This is a genomic window from Micromonospora sp. LOL_013 (genome assembly GCF_048060315.1).
In the GTDB taxonomy this organism is placed as follows: domain Bacteria; phylum Actinomycetota; class Actinomycetes; order Mycobacteriales; family Micromonosporaceae; genus Micromonospora_E.
In genome coordinates this window covers 33,709-52,243 of record NZ_JBHMIQ010000029.1, presented here as the reverse complement: position 1 = coordinate 52,243, position 18,535 = coordinate 33,709, and the positions used below count along the sequence as shown (strand labels likewise).

Genomic DNA, 18,535 nt, shown 5'->3' with positions numbered 1-18,535 from the left:
GATGTTGACGGCTCGGGTTGCTGGGCGTTTAGGTGGTGGGCGTGCAGCAACCCAGGGTCGGTGTGGCGGCATTCGTGCTCAGCGAAGGTCGCTTCCTGATGGGCTTCCGCAAAGGTGCCCACGGGGCCGGCACCTGGTCGCTGCCCGGCGGCCACCTCGAACACGGGGAGAGCTTCGAGCAGACCGCGCGGCGGGAGGTCGAGGAGGAAACCGGCGTCGAGATCACCAACGTACGCTTCGGAGCGGTAACCAACGACGTCTTCGACGCCGCCCGGCACTACGTGACGATCTGGATGATCAGTGACCACCTGCGGGGCAGTCCACAGGTCCGCGAGCCGGACAAGTTCGTCGACCTCCGCTGGACCGCCCCGCCCACGATGCCTGATCCACTCTTCCTCCCCATGCGTAACCTGCTCGACCAGCACGACCTGGCGCAGCTGCTGCCGTGACAATCAGCCGACGAGGGTCGGCATCTCCGACCGGTTTCTTCTGCTTTTCCGGGCGCTCCGTGATGGCATCAGCCGTGGCATGAGCTGTACCTCGACGTGATCCAGATCCTCGCGGATCGTCTGCATGCTGTGCTTCTCGGCCCGTTCCCGTTTGCCGGAGGTGCGCGCGGCTCGGCGGAGCGCTTTGAAGGACACCGCCATCAGCCAACTGGCCGCAGAAGCGCGGCTGATGTGTCTCAGGCTCGCGTCCTGCAGCCGCCGTAGATACTCGGCTAGTATCGGACGGTCGCGTGGTGGCACGTCGCCTAGGATCTGGTCCGCAATCGGGGTGCTGTTGGAAGGTTTGAAGATGGCGAGTGCGATCAGCGCATCGGTCAAAGTGTGTCGCCCGGCGACGCTGATATGGGTCTTCACTAGTTTGAGAAGGCGCTCTGCGGCGGGGCTGCGTTGAATCCTCCCGGTTCGTAGGTCGTCGACTAGTCCGTCTCGAATTAGCCACAGCTCGTTGCGAAATTGGCTGTGCGCTAGGCGGGTAAGCTGATAAATTAGCAGGAATGGTGACAGGGCCGCAGAGATCAGCATTATGAAGAATGCCAGCGAGTCAATGTGCATTTTCTTCCTCTTTCTGTCGGCTATTCGCGCTCTCCAGCTCCTTCTCTAGTTTGTCAAGGCGCTCTCTCTGTTGCTTGATTTTCTTCTTCCTCAGGCGACTCTGATTTGCTGTCACGCCAAGGATGGTGGTGGATGCAACGGAGTAGGCAACTGCTATGCTTACTCTTATGTCGGCATTCACGGCTGTTGTCTCGCCGGCAAAGGCGGCGGCGATAGGCTGCACCGCTTGAAGTGGAATCCATGCTACGGCGATGACCGCGATCCACCGCGTGCCGTCGACAATCCCTTGAATAATCTGGAACTTGTGGCCCTTTCTGCTATCTTCCCTCAGCTGCTTGAGTGCCTGCTCGGTCCGTTCAGTTCGCAGGTTTGCTCGATCGATTTGCAGCCGTAGTTTCTCTTTTTCGAGGTCGTCTATCTGCTTCTGTGGGTGTTCGCTGACCTCATCATGATCTCTTTGTTGCTCTCCCGCATGACTGAGGATCATAAGAGCTTTCGTGTTGTTGAGTTTGACGTGCAAAAACAGCTAATCGGGCAAGCTGGGCTGTTGGGCTCTTCTTCGCATCTCTCCGTTATCTGGCTGATGATCATGGGTAACTGCTGGTGGTGATTGGTGTGCGGATAGTGTTGATCTTTGCTCGCGAGGTCACATCTGTCGGCTATCTGACTTTCTTGATCAACCCTTGGTTGTCGGGGGTGTGCGTACGGTGATGATACCGCAACGTCGATATCGTGTTCAATCTTAGCGGCGTTGATGAACGTGGATGTAGTGGGAGTTTGCCTACATCGAACTGATTGCACGATCTTCGCCGCGCTACCAGGTATGGCGCGTGCGCTTCATTACGGGACGAGGCGAACTGTGGGCGACGTGTCTGGGCTTGCCGGCGCTTGCCGCCTAGGATCGACGGGCTGAGGCGGTCACGGCTTCACACGTGCTCAACCGGGTGGAGGGGAGCGGGATGACACTGCTGCGGGATCTGATCAACATCCCGACCTCGGTGGGCGACTCCGACTTCGTCGTACGCGCCGCCGCCGGTGCCGACCTGGCCAACTACGTCGTGACCGACCAGCTCCGGGACAGCTTCACCAAGGCACTCGCCAAGGTCGAGCACGCCGTCACCACCGGCCGGTCCCAGGCAACCTTCCTGCACGGCTCCTTCGGCTCCGGCAAGTCGCACTTCATGGCCGTACTGCGGGAGATCCTGCACGGCAACCCCGAGGCCCGCGCCCTGCGCAACCTCGGCGAGCAGGTGGTCGCCGCCGACAGGTGGCTCACCGGGCGGCGGCTGCTCACCCTCACCTTCCACATGCTCGACGCCCGCTCGGTCGAACAGGCCGTGCTGGAGGGCTACCTCAACCAGATCACCGCGCTGCACCCCGACGCGCCGACGCCCGCCGTACACCGGTCCGACGCGCTGCTGACCGACGCGGCCGGGCTGCGCGCCCGGATGGGTGACGAGGCGTTCTTCGCCGCGCTCAGTGACGCCGACCCCGGCGTCGCCGCCGGGTCGGCCAGCAGCGGCGCAGGCAGCGCCGCCGGATCCGCCTCCGCCGTCAGCTCGGACGACGGAACCCCCGGCCTGGCCGTGCTACACAGCCAGCGACAGGGTTGGACCGCAGACCGGTACGCCGCTGCCGCCGCCGAGCCGCCGGGCACCGCCGACCGCGACCGGCTCGTCACCGCCCTCACCACCGCGTTCTTCACCAACGCGGTACGCAGCGGCGAGTACCTCGACCTCGACACCGGCCTCGCCGTCATCACCCGGCACGCCAGCAACCTCGGCTATGACGGGATCGTCCTCTTCCTCGACGAGATGATCCTGTGGCTGTCCACCAAGATGAGCGACCACGTCTTCGTCAACACCGAAGGCGCCAAGCTCAACAAGCTGGTCGAGTCGGCCGACGCCGACCGGCCGATCCCGCTGATCTCCTTCGTCGCCCGGCAACGCAACCTGGAGGAGTTCCTCGGCCCGCAGGTCGGCGGCACCGAACGCGAAGTCCTCGCGCTGGTCCTACGCAGCGTCCAGGGCCGGCTCGGGGAGATCCCGCTCGCCGACACCAACCTGCCGGAAATCACCGAGAAACGGCTGCTCAAGCCGCGCAGCGACGAAGCGAAGGCCGAAATCGACCGGGCGTTCGCCGTGGTCCGCGGCAACCGGCAGGTCTGGGACATCCTGCTGCTCGGCGCGCAGTACGGCGACGCCGGCATCGGCTCCGACGCCACCGCCTTCCGCAAGCTCTACCCCTTCTCACCAGCCCTGGTCGCCACCCTCGTCGCCCTTTCCCAGGCGTTGCAGCGGGAACGGACCGCGATCAAGGTGATGACCGAGCTGCTCGTCGAACGCCGCGACACCCTGCGGATCAACGACCTCATCGGGGTGGCCGCGCTGTTCGAGCCGCTGGTGCTGCGCGGCGAACTACCTGACCGGGTCGAGCTCAGGCAGCGCTTCGAAGCCGCCCGCGACCTGTACGGCAAGAAGCTGCGCCCGCTGCTGCTGCGGCTCAACAGCATCACCGAAGCCGACGCGGCCGCAAACACCCAGTTCGAGCTCGACGACAAGCTGATCAAGACGGTGCTGCTCGGGGCGCTGGTGCCCGAGGTGCCCGCCCTGCACAACCTCACCGCCGGCAAACTGCACGCGCTCAACTTCGGCACCATCACCTCGCCGATCCCCGGCTACGAGCACCAGATCGTGCTCAATCGGCTCAACAAGGTCGCCAACGAGGCCGGCGAGCTGCACCTCACCGACGGCGCCGACCCGGTCGTCACCATCGAGCTGCACACCGTCGACTACGACAAGCTCCTCGACTGGGTCCGGCCCGAAGAGGCGACCACCGGCGGCGCGTTGCAGCAGCTGCTGCGCGAGCTGGTCAGCACCGAGATCGGGCTGACCGGTGCCACCGGGCAGCTCGGCGAGCTGCAACACCCCCGCGAGTGGCGCGGCCGGCGACACACCGTCCAGGTCAAGTTCGGCAACGTACGCGACGGCGACAGCATGCCCGTCGCCGCGCTGCTACCCACCGGGGAAGCCTGGCGCATCGTCATCGACTACCCGTTCGACCCGCAGGGCCGCCCACGCAGCGACGACCGGGCCCGGATCGAAGCCCTGCCGCGCGGCGAACGCAGCGTCTTCTGGCTGCCGCTCTACTTCAGCGACCAGATGATGGGCCACCTCGCCCAACTGTCGAAAATCAACTACCTGCTGGGCGGCACCGGCGAACGGTACAACGACGCCGTCCGCGACTGGTCGGTGAGCGAACGCCAGCAGGGCCGCGTCTACCTTCAGCAGCGACAGACCCAGCTGCGCGGCACCGTCACCAACGCCCTCAAACAGGCGTACGGCGTCGCCGCCCCGCAGCCCGGCGACGTCGTCGAGGACAGCGTCGGGGTGCTGCACACCCTCGACGATGCCGTCGACGGCGAACTCGGCGACCCGCGCGGCGGCACCCTGGCCCAAGCGTTCCACAATCTCACCGGACAGCTGCTGGCCGCGACCTACCCGGGCCGGCCGGCGCTGCCCGAGGACGAGAAACCGCCGACCAGCGCCGAGCTGGCCAAGGTCCTTACCTACGCCCGGCAGGCCGTCGCCGACCCCACCCGGGGCGTCACCGTCCCGGCCACCGACCAGCGGACCCTGCGGCGGATTTGCAACAACCTGCAACTCGGCGAGCTGGCCGACCACCGCTACGTGCTCACCACCAGCACCAGCTACTGGACCCGGCACCTGCTGCAGCGGGCCGCCGCCGACGGCTACCGGGACAGCTTCCCGGTGCACCGACTGCGCGGCCACCTCGACCAGCCGGAGCCCCGGGGCTTCGACCGCAGCCTGCAGAACCTGATCCTCTGCGTCTTCGCCCTCGACCACCAGCTCGCCTGGTACCTCAACGAGGGCCAGGTCACCGTCGACCGGGTCGACGCCGTCACCGACGCCCACGAACTGAAGTTCCCGCCGATGCCGAGCGACACCGACTGGCAACGGGCAATCGAACGCGCCCAGCACCTGTTCGGCCAGGTGCTGCCGGCCTGGCTCATCCCAGCAAACCTCGCCAAGGCGGCGGCCCAGGTCCGGAAAGCCGCCACCGAACTTGGACCGGCCGTCAGCGACCTGCTCGACCAGCTCACCGCGCACGCCGGCACCCTCGGCCTCGACCCCGCCGCCGACACCGGCCGGATCGGCGTCACCCGCCGCCTCGCCCGGCTGCTCACCGACCTGCGCCACGAACGCGACGACGTCGTCCTGATCGCCCAACTCGCCGGCGCCGACCTCGGCGACATCGACGACGCGACCGCCGGTACGGCGATCGCCAGCGCGCCGACGATGGTCCGCGCCCTGCGGGACACCCAGTGGGCGGTGCTGACCGCCATCACCTCGATGGCCGCCGACGACGAGCGGGCCCGCGCATTGGTCGACCGGCTGCACACCGCCGCCGGCCACCACCAGCACTCCCTCGACCTGGTCGGCGAGCTGCACGCCGTGTTCGGTGCGGCGGCGGCACTGCTCGCCGAACGCCGCCCCACCTCGACGCCGTCGCCCCCGCCGGACCCGGACCCGGCTCCGGATCCGAGGCCGAACCCGCAGCTGCCCGACGGGGATGCCACGGTCACCGTCGCCGACCCCAGCGGTACGCGGGCCATGGGCTACGACCACACCGGCGGCGGCTCGCCTGCCGTGCCCGGTGCGAAGCCGCCGCGCCAGCGGACCATCGTCGACGAGGCCGGCCTCAAGGAACTCACCGACGAAATCAGCGGCGAACTCGCCCAGGGCAGACGGGTCCGGATCACCTGGGAGACCGAGTGACCGCGGCACCCACCCGGTCGACCGCGACCCCGACCCCGCCGGGCCGACCGGACGCCGTACGGCCCGACGCCGTACGCCGCAAAGTCGCCGCCTGGCTGAAGGAGGACGACGGCACCGACGCCATCGCGCTGCGCGCCGCACCGGTCTGGGACAGCGATGCGGTGATCGTCGTCGGTCGTGTCCGGCTGCGGGTCGTCGCCTGCCCGACGCCGCTCGCCGCCCGCGCCGCCCTGCACGACCGAGCCGACGACGAGAAGCTGGTGCTGCTCACCGACCTGCCCGACGCCGTCCTCGGTGACGGGCTGCTCGCCCACCTCAGCCGGCAGTCCGTCCGCAGCGTCAACGCCTGGGAACTCGTCCGGCAGATGTTCGGCGGCGTGCGACTCGACCCCAGCCTGCCGACCGACCGCCGCTGGCTGCCCGCCGCGCTCGCCGACCACGCCCCCGTCGACGGCTGGCCCACCCCGCCCGGCACGATCCTCACCCGCGACCACGCGCTGCGCTGCCTCACCGCCGAACTGCTCGGCGTCGACCGTGACCAGCTCGACGCCTCCGGACTGCTGCAGTGGACCACCGACGCGCAGGCGCAGCAGCGGTTCACCGACAGGGTCGCCGCCGACGTCGCCGACGGCATCACCGCCTATCTCCGTGACGTCGCCGGGCCGATCGCAGAGCCGGTGATGGCGGCGGTCCGCGCCGGCCACGGCGTCGACGTCATCCCCATCGGGCTGCTCGCCGAGGTGCTCTGGCCCACGCCGGCCGGCAGGCCAGCCGGCGCGGCGGCCAGCGGACCGGCCGGAGTCGAAGTCGCCGTCGCCCGGACCCGGCTCGAACCCCGCTTCGGTGCCCTGCGGATGACCCCCGTGCAGGCCGCGGCGCTGCACGACGCCGCCGACGCCTGGGTGGCCCGTGCCCTCGACTCCGACGACGACATGGTCCGCCAGCAGGGGCTTCGGCTGGTCCGCCGGGCCGAGGCCATCGCCGCCGACATCGAGCTGACCAGCCAGTTGGCGGCGTCCAGCCTGCTGCCCGCCGGGGTCACCTGGCGGCTGCGCGCCTTCGCCGCAGCCGTACACGCCGCCCTGCCGCCGCCCGGCGCACCCGCCGCCGGCACCGTCACCACGGCCGGGCTCAGCCGAGCAGAAGCCGCGTTCAAACGGCTCACCGAACACCGGGCCGCTGACCAGGGCCGGCGGACCACCGCCCACATGGCCCTGCGCCTGCTGCGTTGGCTCAGCCGGCCGGCCGGCCAGCCACCCCGGACCCTGTACGCCGCCCTGCAACGGCAGGTCACCGTCGACGGCTGGGTGGACCGGGCCCGGCTCGACGTCTTTGCCGGGGACGTCGACCCCGAGGTCGCCGAGGCGTACCAGGCGCTGCACCGGGCCGTCGACGCCCGCCGCGCCCGCCACGACGAACAGTTCGCCGGCCTGCTCGCCGAAGCCACCCGCGCCGACGCCGAACCCGGCCGGATGCTGCGCGTCGAAGACGTCCTGGACCGGGTCGTCGCCCCGATCCTCGACGCCGGACGTCAGGCGCTGCTGCTGGTCATGGACGGCATGGGCGTCGCCGCCGCCACCGAACTCGCCGAATCGCTCACCCGCGACGGCAGCTGGATCGAGCTGACCCAGGCCGGCGGCCCCCGGGCCGGTGTCCTCGCCGCGCTGCCCACGGTGACCGAGGCCAGCCGGTGCAGCCTGCTCAGCGGCCAGCTCGCCGTCGGCGACCGGCAGACCGAGCAGAGCGCCTTCGAAGGGCGGTTCACCGGCGGTCGACTGCTGCACAAGAACTCCCTGCGCGCGGGGGCGGGTGCCGCCATCGACCCCGAGGTGCGGGCCGCGATCGACGACCCGGCCGTGCCGGTGGTAGCCGCCGTCGTCAACACCATCGACGACTCCCTCGGCTACGGCGAGCCCGGCAGCACCGTCTGGGGCCAGGACACCGTCCCGGCCGTACGGGACCTGCTCGCCGTCGCCCGGCACCGGGTGGTGGTGATCGTCTCCGACCACGGGCACGTCGTCGACCGGGGGCCCGAGGCGGTCACCCTGCCCGGCGGCGACGGGCAGAACAACCGGTGGCGACCGGTCACCAGCAGCACCACCGACAGCACCACCGACAGCACCGCGGACAGCAGCGGCGACAGCGCCAGTGACCGGCTCGGTGACGGCGAGACCGTGGTCACCGGGCGGCGGGTGCTGCTCGGCGGCGGCACCGTCGTGCTGCCGTGGCGGGAGGAGTTGCGCTACGGCCCCCGCAAGGCCGGCTACCACGGCGGCGCCGCCCCGGCCGAAGCCGTCATCCCGCTGCTGATGTTCACCGCCGGCAACGAAGAGTCGGTGCCCGACTGGCAGCCCGCTCCGGTCGCCAGCCCTGACTGGTGGCGGGAACCGGTGTCGTCGACAGCACAGCCCGGCACCGGCGGAGGTGGCGGCGGCCGGTCCGGTACGGGCGGCAGGCGGGCCGGCAAAGGCGGCCAGTCGGCGAAGCCGGTCCAGACCGAGCAGCTGTTCGACGTACCCGCCGATCCGCAGCAGCCGACGGCGGCCGCGCCGCCGGTCGCCGCGCCGGCCGATGCGGACCGGGCGCTGATCGACCGGCTGCTCGCCAGCGAGCGGTACGCCCAGCGCCGCAACCCGCGTACCCCGCTCGACGACGACCGGGTCGCCGCCCTGCTCCGGGTGCTGCTGGCCGGCAACGGCCGGGCCGGGCTGGAAACCCTCGCCGCGCAGGCCGGGGTGCCCGCCCATCGGATCCAGGGCACGGTGACCGCGTTGCGTCGGCTGCTGCAGGTCGAGGGGTACCCGGTGCTGACCATCGACGCCGACGGGCAGACCGTCGTGCTCGACAGGCCGCTGCTGGTCGAGCAGTTCGACCTCGGCGAGTCGTCGTGACCGTGCCGACCCCGCCGGGCAGCCCACCGGAAATCTCGCCGCGTCGCCGCCGCGACATCATCGACGCGCTGCGGCGCGGTGCCGTGCCCGCCAACGGCCTCGACGCGCTCGCGGTCGGGCTGGACCGGTTCGCCGCCGCCATCGACGACGACCTCGACCGGGTCGCCGGTGGCGGCAGCGTCTTCAAAGCCGTCCGTGGCGAGTACGGTGCCGGCAAGACGTTCTTCGCCCGCTGGCTGGCCGAACGGGCCAAACGGCGCGGCTTCGCCGCCGCCGAAGTGCAGATCTCCGAGTTGGAAACCCCGCTGCACCGGATGGAGACCGTCTACCGCCGGCTCGTCGAGCACCTCAACACCGAACAGTTCGCCGCCAGCGCGCTACGGCCCGTCCTCGACGGCTGGATCTTCGCGCTGGAGGAGGACGTACTCGCGTCGGGCACCGTCAGTGAATCGGACCGCGACGGGCTCGACCGGGCCGTCAGCGACCTGCTGGAACGCCGCCTCGCCGAAATTTCCCGCAGCACCCCCGGGTTCGCCGCCGCGCTACGCGGCTACCGCGCCGCCACCGCCGCCGGCGACCAGCCCACCGCCGACGGGCTCGCCGCCTGGCTCGCCGGGCAGCCGCACGTCGCCGCCACCGCCCGCCGGGCCGCCGGAGTGAAAGGCGACCTGGACCACTTCGCCGCGCTGAGCTTCCTGCGTGGCCTGCTCACCGTGCTGCGCGACAGCGGCCACCCCGGTCTGCTGCTCGTCCTCGACGAGGTGGAGACCCTGCAACGGGTCCGCTCCGACTCCCGGGACAAGGCCCTCAACGCGCTGCGCCAACTCGTCGACGACGTCCACGGCGGACGGATTCCCGGCCTGTTCCTGGTGATCACCGGTACCCCCGCCTTCTACGACGGCGCACAGGGGGTGCAGCGCCTCGCCCCGCTGGCCCAACGCCTCGCCACCGACTTCGGCGGCGACCCCCGCTGGGACAACCCGCGTGCGGTGCAGCTGCGGCTGCCCGGTTTCACCGTGCCGGCGCTCGTCGAGCTCGGCGTACGGGTCCGCCGGATCTACGGCAGCGGACGGCTCGCCGGCCGGGTCGACGACGCGTACCTGACCGAGCTGGCGACTTCGGTCACCGGCAGACTCGGCGGCACCGTCGGAATGGCGCCCCGGATCTACCTGAAGAAGCTGGTCGCCGACGTGCTCGACCGGGCCGACCAGTTCACCGACTGGGACCCGCGCCGGCACTACCAGCTGACGGTGCGCTCCGACGAGCTGACCCCGGTCGAACGCAACGCGGCCAGCGCCGGCGAGGTCCCGTTGGACCTGCCGTGACCGACACCGGCGAGCTGCACCCGGTCCTGACGTACCACCTGGTCAACAGCCTGGGCTGGCGGGACCTGCGGCCGATGCAACGGGCCGCGGTCGGCCCTATCCTGGCCGGTGCGGACGCCCTGCTGCTGGCCCCCACCGCCGGCGGCAAGACCGAAGCCGCCGTCTTTCCGCTGCTGTCGAAGATGGCCGACGCCGGCTGGCCCGGCACCTCGGTGCTCTACCTGTGCCCGTTGAAGGCGCTGCTGAACAACCTGCTGCCCCGGCTGGAACGCTACGCCGACTGGCTCGGCCGCCGGGCCGCCCTCTGGCACGGTGACGTCACCCCGGCCCGCCGCCGGGCGATCCTCGCCAGCCGGCCCGACATCCTGCTGACCACCCCGGAATCGCTGGAAGCGATGCTGGTCAGCGCCAACGTAGACCACCGGTCGTTCTTCGCCGGGGTGCGGGCCGTCGTCGTCGACGAGGTGCATGCCTTCGCCGACGACGACCGTGGCTGGCATCTGCTGGCCGTCCTGGAACGGCTCACCCACCTGATCGGCCGACCGCTGCAACGGATCGGGCTGTCGGCCACCGTCGGCAACCCGGACGCCCTGCTGACCTGGCTGCAGGGCTCCGGCGCGGCCAGCCGCCCGAGCCGGGTCGTCGCCCCCGACACCGCTTCCGCCCCGGCTGCCGCTTCCGCCCCGGTCGCGGGGGCAGCCGTCGCGGACCGGGCACCGCCCGGCGACGTCGAGCTTGACTTCGTCGGCTCGCTGTCCAACGCCGCCACCGTGATCGCCGCGCTGCACGCGGGCGAGAAACGGCTGGTCTTCTGCGAATCCCGGCAGACCGTCGAAGAGCTCGGCCAGCTGCTGCGCCAACGCGACATCACCACGTTCCTGTCGCACGCCTCGCTCTCGGCCGACGAACGACGCCGCTCCGAACAGGCGTTCGCCGAGGCCCGGGACTGCGTCATCGTCTCCACCAGCACCCTGGAGCTGGGAATCGACGTCGGTGACCTCGACCGGGTGATCCAGATCGACGCCCCGGCGACCGTCGCGTCGTTTCTGCAGCGACTCGGCCGGACCGGACGCCGCCCCGGTGCCACCCGCAACTGCCTGTTCCTCGCCCGCGACGGCGACGCACTGATCGAAGCGGCCGCGCTGCTGACCCTGTGGGGCCGTGGCTGGGTGGAGCCGGTCGTCCCGCCGCCTGAACCCCGGCACATCGTCGCCCAGCAGATCCTCGCCCTGAGCCTGCAGCAGGGTCAGGTCGGCGACCAGGAGTGCATCGGGTGGTGGAACGGGCTGGCACCGTTCGACGAAAGCGCCCGGCCGATCCTGCGGCACCTGGTGGACAGCGGATACCTCGACACCGACAGCGGCATGCTGTTCATCGGCCCCGAAGCCGAAAAGCGGTTCGGGCACCGGCACTTCATGTCGATGACCGCGGTCTTCACCGGTCCACCCGAGTTCACCGTCCTCTACGGACAATCCGAGCTCGGCCGGATCGACCCGAGCCTGCTCACGGAGGAGGTCCGGGGTGACCGCCGGCTATTGCTCACCGGGCAGAGTTGGCGGGTCACGTACATCGACTGGCGGCGACGGCGCTGCTTCGTCGAACCTGCCGACGGCGGAGGGAAGGCCCGTTGGACGGCTGGCGGCCTCGCCGGGCTGGGCTACGAACTGACCCGGGCCATGCGTGACGTCCTGCTCGGCACCGATCCACCGGTACGGCTCACCCGCCGCGCGGTCGACCGGCTGCACCGCGTACGCGACGAGCGCTCCTCGCTGGTGCACCCCGGTGGCAACGTCATCCTGCGTGACCGCTCCGGCGACCTGCGCTGGTGGACCTGGGCCGGATACCGGGCCAACGCCACCCTCGCCGCGACCCTCAGCGAAGTGGTCGACCCGGTGCAGCGCTTCGACGACTGCCAGATCCGGCTGCGCGCCGACCTGACCCCCGCCGACTGGTGTTCCCTCACCGCAGACGCCACCGAACGGATCTGTTTGCCCGACGTCGACGAGAAGGCTTTGGCCGGGCTCAAGTTCAGCGCCGCCCTGCCGGCGCGGCTCGCGACGGCCACCCTCGCCGCCCGACTGGCCGACCCGGTTGCCGCCCTGGCCGTCCTTCGCCAGAGCACCCGTTTCATATCGATCTAGGACGGTATGTCTCCTAATCCGTCGACGGTGGCCTGGCGGAGCAGGGCGCTGTTAGTGGTGCCGAGGAACGCGTACGACGTCGCGTCGAAGACGAGGGTCGTCCCGTCGGCCAGGCCGACCCCCACCCCGGGGCGGTTGGCAAGGTCCCGCACCTGCTGCCGGACGGTCACCCCCGGCAGCGAAGCCAACGCGGCGAACAGGGCGCTCCGCTGACCCGAGGTGAGATACCGACCGCCGACCAGCAGCTCACCGGCCCGCTGCAAGACGAGCGCATCGGCGACGCCGCCACCGGGGGCGGCAACGGACGCCACCTTCGGCCCCGCCGCCGAGGACACACCGGCTCGGAGCCAGTCGAGCACCGCCGCCGGGCTGTCCGGCATGCCGGCGTCGAAGCCCGGCTGCGGCGTACACGGTCGGCCCGACACCGCGTCGGCCGACAAAACGGCGGGGCAGGCCGGCAGCACCAGCTCGTCGGATGCGGCCCGGTCCTGCCGGTACGGCCGGTCGCGGACCAGCCCGTCCCGGGTGCCGTCCGCCGACAGCCAGGTCTGCCGCAACACCCGAGGCCCCTGAGCGGTGCTGAAGCCGCCGTCCGGCTGCTGCACCTGGTTGATCGGGCTCGCCACCGTCTCGGTGAACACGAACTGCCCGGCTCGTGGGACGGGCAGGTCCGCCTCGTGCGCCACAAACGCGGCGGTACGCAGGATGTCGGCTGCCTCGGCCGTACCCGGTGGCGGTGCCGATCCGCCAGCCGGCCAGCCACCCCGTACCAGAGCGCCGACGGTGACCACGACGAGCAACGCCGCCAACGCTCCACCGGCCAGGCCGAGACTCCACCGACGAGCCGACCGTAGGGCCGCGCCGCCGAGCCGCATCATTGTTCGCGCGCCCGGTTCGTCGAGCCGCCTGCTCCGCCGGCATAATCGCTCGGATGACCGATCAGGACCTTCTCGCCCGTGTCCGGGAGCTGCGGGAACGGGGCAGCTCACCCAAGCAGATCGCCAAGGCCCTCGGGATGGCGCCGTCGGCCGTCGCGCCGCTGGTCCGCCAGATCGCGGCGGCCCAGCAGGCACACACCGACCCGGCCGACCGGGCGCTGCTCGGCTGCTGGATCAACCCCGGCTGGAGCGTCGGCCTCGGTCTGGCCGAAGCACCCGACGAGTGGGTGGCCACCGACCCGCAGGCCGGCGTCGAAGTCGGCCCCAGTGGCCTGGTGCACGTGCTCGTCGCCCGCCAGGAGCGCGCCAGCCGGGCCACCGTCTGCGGCTTCCTGATCGACGTCTACTGCCTCGGCGTCAAGAACGCCATCGGCCCGCTGCCGATGAGCGTCGGCGCCATCGACGACTTCCGCCGCGAGTTCTTCGGCACCCTGGACGTGTCTCCGCTGGTCGCACCGCTGGAGCTGGCCCAGCATCTGGTGCACGGCGCGGTCGCGTACGCCCGGGGTCTGGGTTTCGAACCGCACCCGGACTTCGGCCCGACGGCCGCCTACCTCGGCGCACCGGCCACCCCCACGCCGATCCAGTTCGGCCGCGACGGTAAACCGCTCTACATCTCCGGCCCGTACGACGACCCCCGCGCGATCATGCGGACCCTGGAGTCGACGGTCGGTGCCAGTAACTTCGACGTCGTCACCCACGTGTGACGCTGCCGAAAGACGACCTCGTGTCACGGCCAGAGAGCCTAGGCCAGATGCGACGGCTGGTCAGCCGATCACGTCAGCCGCCGGTGCCGCAGTCGGTGACCGGTTGCGTGGACTGGGCCGTGGCGATGATGGTCGGGTCGCGTTCGGCGGGTGCCGTTGCGCCGAAGGGTCCGACCGGCGGCAACCTGGTGTCAGGGTGCGGCTACCGGGCGGTGGTCGGCGTTCGGAGGCTGCCCGGCGGGGGCGTACCGGCGGGCCAGGGTCGTGAATGCGGCGGCCAGCTCCGGCGGGCCGACGACCTCGATGCCGGCGTCGAACATGCCAACGGCGCTCGCCAGACCCACCCACGACCAGGAGCCCAGGGTCAGCCGGCAGCGGCGTGGACCGATCTCCTCGACGACGCCGCCGTAGACGTACCGGGCGACCTCGGCGGCTGGCAGGTCCAGGATCACCTGGCCCCGGCAGGGCCAGGCACCTGAGCTCGCCGAGCCGTCGGAGCCGGCTGAGCCCGCCGAGCCGGCCGCACCGCTTGTGCCGTCCGCGCCCCGGAACCTGGCCATGACGAACGCGGCGACGCTGTCCGCCGGCAGCTCGCGCGGGGTGAAGCGCGGCCCGGTCGGGGTGCGCGGGGTGATCCGGTCGGCCCGGAAGATCCGCCAGTCGTCGCGGTCGAGATCCCAGCCGACCAGGTACCAGCGTCCCCGCCAGGTGACCAGGTGGTGCGGCTCGACCCGGCGGGGGATGGGCGCTGATCGGAAGTCGAAGCGCAGCACCTCACGGGCCCGTACGGCGTCGCTCACCGCCAGCAGCGTCGCGCTGTCGACCGGCTGCGCGGCGGCCGGCTCGACGGTCGGCCCGGTCGTGACGGCCCCGATCGCCTCGATGGCCGCTACGGCGTCGATCCGGTGGCGCAGCCGCTGCGGCATGACCTGCCGGACGGTGTGCAGCGCCCGCGTCGCTGCCTCCCCGATGCCGGCACCGCTGGCGGTGGCGGTCCGCAGCGCGATGGCGAGCGCGACCGCCTGCTCGTCGTCGAACAGCAGCGGCGGCAGCCGGGCGCCGGCGTCCAGCCGGTAGCCGCCGGCCGGTCCCTTGACCGCCGTGATCGGGTAGCCGAGATCGCGCAGCCGGTCGACGTCGCGCCGGACGGTCCGCGCGCTGACTGCCAGCCGCTCGGCGAGCAGCCCGCCCGGCCACTCGCGGCGGGCCTGCAGCAGCGACAGCAGCATCAGCAGCCGCTCCGAGGTTTTCGGCATGCTTCTCATTCTGACCGTAGTAGCGGACACAACCTGGCCGCTACCGCTGCGAATGTTGCCCCCTGCGCCCGACACCCGTCGGGCCTGAACCACACAGCAAGAGGCCGACCTTGTCGATCACCACCACCACCTCAACTTCCGCGGCGAGGCGCGCGTACGCGGCGAAACGGTCGAGGAGGTCACCGGCTACTGGGACAAGGTCGTCGACGTCGCTGCCCCGTACAACGGGTAGTCGGGAGCGCGACCGATGACGGTGCTCGACACCCGGGCGCTCAACCGCGCGACGCTGGCCCGGCAGTTGCTGCTTGACCGCGCCGACCTGCCGGCGTACGACGCCGTCGCCCATCTCGGCGGCCTGCAGGCGCAGGAGCCGCAGGAGCCGTTCGTCGGGCTGTGGAGCCGGCTGCGCGGCTTCGACCCGGCTGACCTGTCGGACCTGCTGCTGCGCCGCGCGGTGGTCCGGACCCATCTGATGCGCCGCACCGTCCATCTGCTGACCGCCGCCGACGCGGTGGCCTGGCGTCCCCGCCACGACGCCATGCTGCGGCAACGGGTGCTCGGGGCGTACCGCCGGGAGCTCGCTGGGGTCGACCTCGACGCGCTCGCGGCGGCCGGCCGGGCGGTGCTGGCCGACGGCGAACCCCGGACGATGACCGGCCTGGCCCGCGCCCTGCCCGACCCGTGGCGGCAGCGCGACCCGAGAGCGCTGGGGGAGGCGCTGGTCGCGGCGCTGATCCCGATGGTGCAGCTGCCGCCGCGCGGGCTGTGGCGTACTGCCGGCGGGGCACGCTACCGGCCGCTGGCGGAGTGGGCGGGCCAGCAGCCGGACCAGCTGACCGGCGCAGCCGGGACCGACCCGGCCGAAGCTAGCACCGACCCGGCCGTAGCCGGCACCGACCCGGTCGGCCAGACGCTGGTACGGCGTTACCTGGCGGCGTACGGGCCGGCCGCCAGCTCCGACCTGCGTGCCTGGTGCGGCCTGGCCGGGCTGCCGGCCGCCGTGGCGGCGGTCCGCGACGAACTGGTCGTCTTCCGCGACCAGCGCGGCCGGCAACTGCTCGATCTGCCCGACGCGCCGCGCCCCGACCCGGACACCCCGGCCCCGGTGCGGTTCCTGCCGGCGTTCGACAACGCGATCCTCGGCTACGACGACCGCAGCCGGATCATCGACGACGCCCACCGAGGGCTGTCCGTCGCCGGGGCACGCGTGGTGCTGGTCGACGGCCGGGTGGCCGCCACCTGGACCGTCGACGCCGGCACCGTCACCGTGACCGGGCTGTGTGGCCTCACCCGCGCCGAGCGTGCCGCCGTGGCCGAGGAAGGGGAGCGCGTGGTGGCGTTCCTTACTGACGGCGACAGCCACCGGGTACGACTCACCAACGGCTGAGGGCAGGCCGGTCAGCTCAGGTTTCGCCGCCGCCGATCCGGGCACACCCGGCACCAGGGACGGGAGGGGTGACGACATGGGGCGACGAGACGGCAGCGCCGACCAGGGCCGGGACCAGTTCTCCGAGCGTGATCGCGGGCAGGCGTTCGTCGACGACCTGGAGCAGCGGTCGGCGTACCGTCAGGAGATCCTGGACGACGTCGTCGCGCCGCCGAACGACCCGGTCCGGGAGGTGAAGGAGCGCGACCTTGACGACCCGGCCGACGTACCGATCCCGGCCGAGACGCTGCGCGACGGCGGCCCGACCCGCTCCGGTGGCGGCCTGACCACCACCGGTGGTACCGCCGGCCCGGCCAGCACCCGCCGCGCCACCGGCCCCGGTCGGGCCAAAGAGCCCGGCCGGGGGAAGAAGAGCCGCGGTCGGGGCAAGGTGGCGCCGACCACGACCGGTGACGCCACCAGCGGCGGCATGGGTACGCCGGCCGGCGGCACGACCAGCGACGCCACCACCCGCGAGGCGTAGCCCGCCGCCACCCGTGAGTAACCGCCCTGCGGGGTGCCGCCGGTCGGGGCAGGATGGGAAGGGTGACTGACGAGGGCATCAGCGACGGTGGGATCAGCGAGGACGGCGTCCGGGACGAGGGCTACCGGATCGAACGCGACACGATGGGCGAGGTGCGCGTCCCCGCCGACGCGCTGTGGCGGGCGCAGACCCAACGAGCGGTGCACAACTTCCCGGTCTCCGGCCGTACGCTCGAATCCGCCCAGATCCGCGCCCTCGCCCAGATCAAAGGTGCCGCCGCGCAGGTCAACGCCGACCTCGGGGTGATCCCGGCCGGCGTCGCCGAGGCGATCGTCACCGCCGCCGCGCACGTCGCCTCCGGCGGCTACGACGACCAGTTCCCGGTGGACGTGTTCCAGACCGGCTCGGGCACCTCGTCGAACATGAACACCAACGAGGTGCTGGCCACCCTGGCCGCCCGCGAACTGGACCACCCCGTCCACCCGAACGATCATGTCAACGCCTCGCAGTCGAGCAACGACGTCTTCCCGACCTCGATCCACCTGGCCGCTTCGCACCAGGTGGTGCACGAGCTGATCCCGGCCCTCGACGAGCTGGCGACCGCGCTGGACGGCAAGGTCGACGAGTTCGCCACCGTGGTCAAGGCCGGGCGTACCCACCTGATGGACGCCACCCCGGTCACCCTCGGCCAGGAGTTCTCCGGCTACGCCGCGCAGGTCCGCTACGGCCAGGAACGGCTGCGTTCGATCCTGCCCCGGCTGGCCGAGTTGCCGCTCGGCGGCACCGCCGTCGGCACCGGGGTGAACACCCCGCCCGGCTTCGCCGCCGCCGTCATCGCCAGGCTGGCCGAGGCGACCGGGCTGCCGTTGACCGAGGCCCGCAACCACTTCGAGGCCCAGGGCGCCCGCGACGCCCTGGTGGAGACGTCCGGGCAGCTGCGCACCATCGCCGTCGGCCTCTACAAGATCGCCAACGACATCCGGTGGATGGGTTCCGGCCCGCGCGCCGGCCTCGGCGAGCTGCGCATCCCCGACCTGCAACCCGGGTCGTCGATCATGCCGGGCAAGGTCAACCCGGTGGTCTGCGAGTCGGTACGCCAGGTCTGCGCCCAGGTGATCGGCAACGACGCGACGATCGCGTTCGCCGGCAGCCAGGGCGACTTCGAGCTGAACGTGATGCTGCCGGTGATGGGCAGCAACCTGCTCGAAGCGGTCCGGCTGCTGGCCGCCGCCAGCCGACTGCTGGCCCAGCGCTGCGTTGCCGACCTCGCCGCCGACCCGGAGACCTGTCTGGCGTACGCCGAAGGGTCGCCGTCGATCGTCACCCCGCTCAACCGCCACCTCGGCTACGACGAGGCCGCCTCGATCGCCAAGCAGGCGCTCGCCGAGAACAAGTCGATCCGCGCGGTGGTGCTGGAACGCGGCCACGTCGACGCCGGCACGCTGACCGCCGCCGAGCTGGACGCGGCGCTGGACGTTCTGCGGATGACGCGGCCAAGCTGAGTCGG

At 71.5% G+C, this 18,535-nt stretch carries 13 protein-coding genes; 9 read left to right on the top strand and 4 right to left on the bottom strand.

Annotated elements, in window-relative coordinates:
• Nucleotides 1–41: 41 nt before the first annotated feature.
• Nucleotides 42–449 carry a nucleotide triphosphate diphosphatase NUDT15 gene (locus ACFHWS_RS19640; RefSeq protein WP_416568733.1) on the top strand — a complete coding sequence of 136 codons (408 nt, stop codon included), beginning with the start codon at nucleotides 42–44 and terminating at the stop codon, nucleotides 447–449.
• 3 nt (nucleotides 450–452) lie between these two features.
• Here the strand turns inward: ACFHWS_RS19640 and ACFHWS_RS19635 are convergent, their stop codons facing one another.
• On the bottom strand, nucleotides 453–1,061 hold the full coding sequence (locus tag ACFHWS_RS19635) for a hypothetical protein (protein ID WP_416568732.1): 609 nt from the start codon (nucleotides 1,059–1,061) through the stop codon (nucleotides 453–455).
• Nucleotides 1,051–1,581 carry a hypothetical protein gene (locus ACFHWS_RS19630; protein WP_416568731.1) on the bottom strand — a complete coding sequence of 177 codons (531 nt, stop codon included), beginning with the start codon at nucleotides 1,579–1,581 and terminating at the stop codon, nucleotides 1,051–1,053. Before ACFHWS_RS19630 ends, ACFHWS_RS19635 begins: the two co-directional genes overlap by 11 nt.
• A 439-nt stretch (nucleotides 1,582–2,020) precedes the next feature.
• Here ACFHWS_RS19630 and ACFHWS_RS19625 point away from each other — a divergent pair, with 439 nt between their 5' ends.
• The 4 genes from ACFHWS_RS19625 to ACFHWS_RS19610 are packed head-to-tail and all read left to right on the top strand — an operon-like array spanning nucleotide 2,021 to nucleotide 12,217.
• Entirely contained in the window at nucleotides 2,021–5,860 is a 3,840-nt protein-coding gene (locus ACFHWS_RS19625) for a phage resistance protein (RefSeq protein WP_416568730.1), read from the top strand.
• Nucleotides 5,857–8,751 (top strand): BREX-2 system phosphatase PglZ, encoded by a 2,895-nt coding sequence (pglZ, locus tag ACFHWS_RS19620; protein ID WP_416568729.1) that lies wholly within the window; start codon nucleotides 5,857–5,859, stop codon nucleotides 8,749–8,751. The genes ACFHWS_RS19625 and pglZ overlap by 4 nt, the downstream gene beginning before the upstream one ends.
• Nucleotides 8,748–10,076: a BREX system ATP-binding protein BrxD gene (brxD, locus tag ACFHWS_RS19615; RefSeq protein WP_416568728.1), complete on the top strand. Its 1,329-nt coding sequence runs from the start codon at nucleotides 8,748–8,750 to the stop codon at nucleotides 10,074–10,076. The genes pglZ and brxD overlap by 4 nt, the downstream gene beginning before the upstream one ends.
• On the top strand, nucleotides 10,073–12,217 hold the full coding sequence (locus ACFHWS_RS19610; protein WP_416568727.1) for a DEAD/DEAH box helicase: 2,145 nt from the start codon (nucleotides 10,073–10,075) through the stop codon (nucleotides 12,215–12,217). Before brxD ends, ACFHWS_RS19610 begins: the two co-directional genes overlap by 4 nt.
• Here ACFHWS_RS19610 and ACFHWS_RS19605 read toward each other — a convergent pair.
• Entirely contained in the window at nucleotides 12,214–13,206 is a 993-nt protein-coding gene (locus tag ACFHWS_RS19605; protein WP_416568726.1) for a CU044_5270 family protein, read from the bottom strand. The genes ACFHWS_RS19610 and ACFHWS_RS19605 overlap by 4 nt on opposite strands.
• Here ACFHWS_RS19605 and ACFHWS_RS19600 point away from each other — a divergent pair.
• Nucleotides 13,149–13,862 carry a hypothetical protein gene (locus ACFHWS_RS19600; RefSeq protein ID WP_416551929.1) on the top strand — a complete coding sequence of 238 codons (714 nt, stop codon included), beginning with the start codon at nucleotides 13,149–13,151 and terminating at the stop codon, nucleotides 13,860–13,862. The two genes, ACFHWS_RS19605 and ACFHWS_RS19600, sit on opposite strands and share 58 nt — an antisense overlap.
• Before the next feature lie 191 nt (nucleotides 13,863–14,053).
• Here the strand turns inward: ACFHWS_RS19600 and ACFHWS_RS19595 are convergent, their stop codons facing one another.
• A complete protein-coding gene (locus ACFHWS_RS19595) occupies nucleotides 14,054–15,118 on the bottom strand; it encodes a helix-turn-helix transcriptional regulator (RefSeq protein ID WP_416568725.1) in 1,065 nt (354 codons plus the stop codon).
• Nucleotides 15,119–15,365: 247 nt separating this feature from the next.
• On the opposite strand from ACFHWS_RS19595, the gene ACFHWS_RS19590 reads away from it, so the two are divergent.
• The 3 genes from ACFHWS_RS19590 to ACFHWS_RS19580 all read left to right on the top strand — a co-directional run bounded on the left by ACFHWS_RS19590 (nucleotide 15,366) and on the right by ACFHWS_RS19580 (nucleotide 18,530).
• A complete protein-coding gene (locus tag ACFHWS_RS19590; protein ID WP_416568724.1) occupies nucleotides 15,366–16,505 on the top strand; it encodes a winged helix DNA-binding domain-containing protein in 1,140 nt (379 codons plus the stop codon).
• A 76-nt stretch (nucleotides 16,506–16,581) separates the two neighbouring features.
• Nucleotides 16,582–17,028 (top strand): hypothetical protein, encoded by a 447-nt coding sequence (locus tag ACFHWS_RS19585; RefSeq protein ID WP_416568723.1) that lies wholly within the window; start codon nucleotides 16,582–16,584, stop codon nucleotides 17,026–17,028.
• Between the two features lie 53 nt (nucleotides 17,029–17,081).
• The gene (locus ACFHWS_RS19580) at nucleotides 17,082–18,530 is read left to right on the top strand and encodes a class II fumarate hydratase (RefSeq protein WP_416568722.1); all 1,449 of its coding nucleotides are present in this window, start codon (nucleotides 17,082–17,084) and stop codon (nucleotides 18,528–18,530) included.
• The last annotated feature ends 5 nt before the right edge of the window (nucleotides 18,531–18,535 follow it).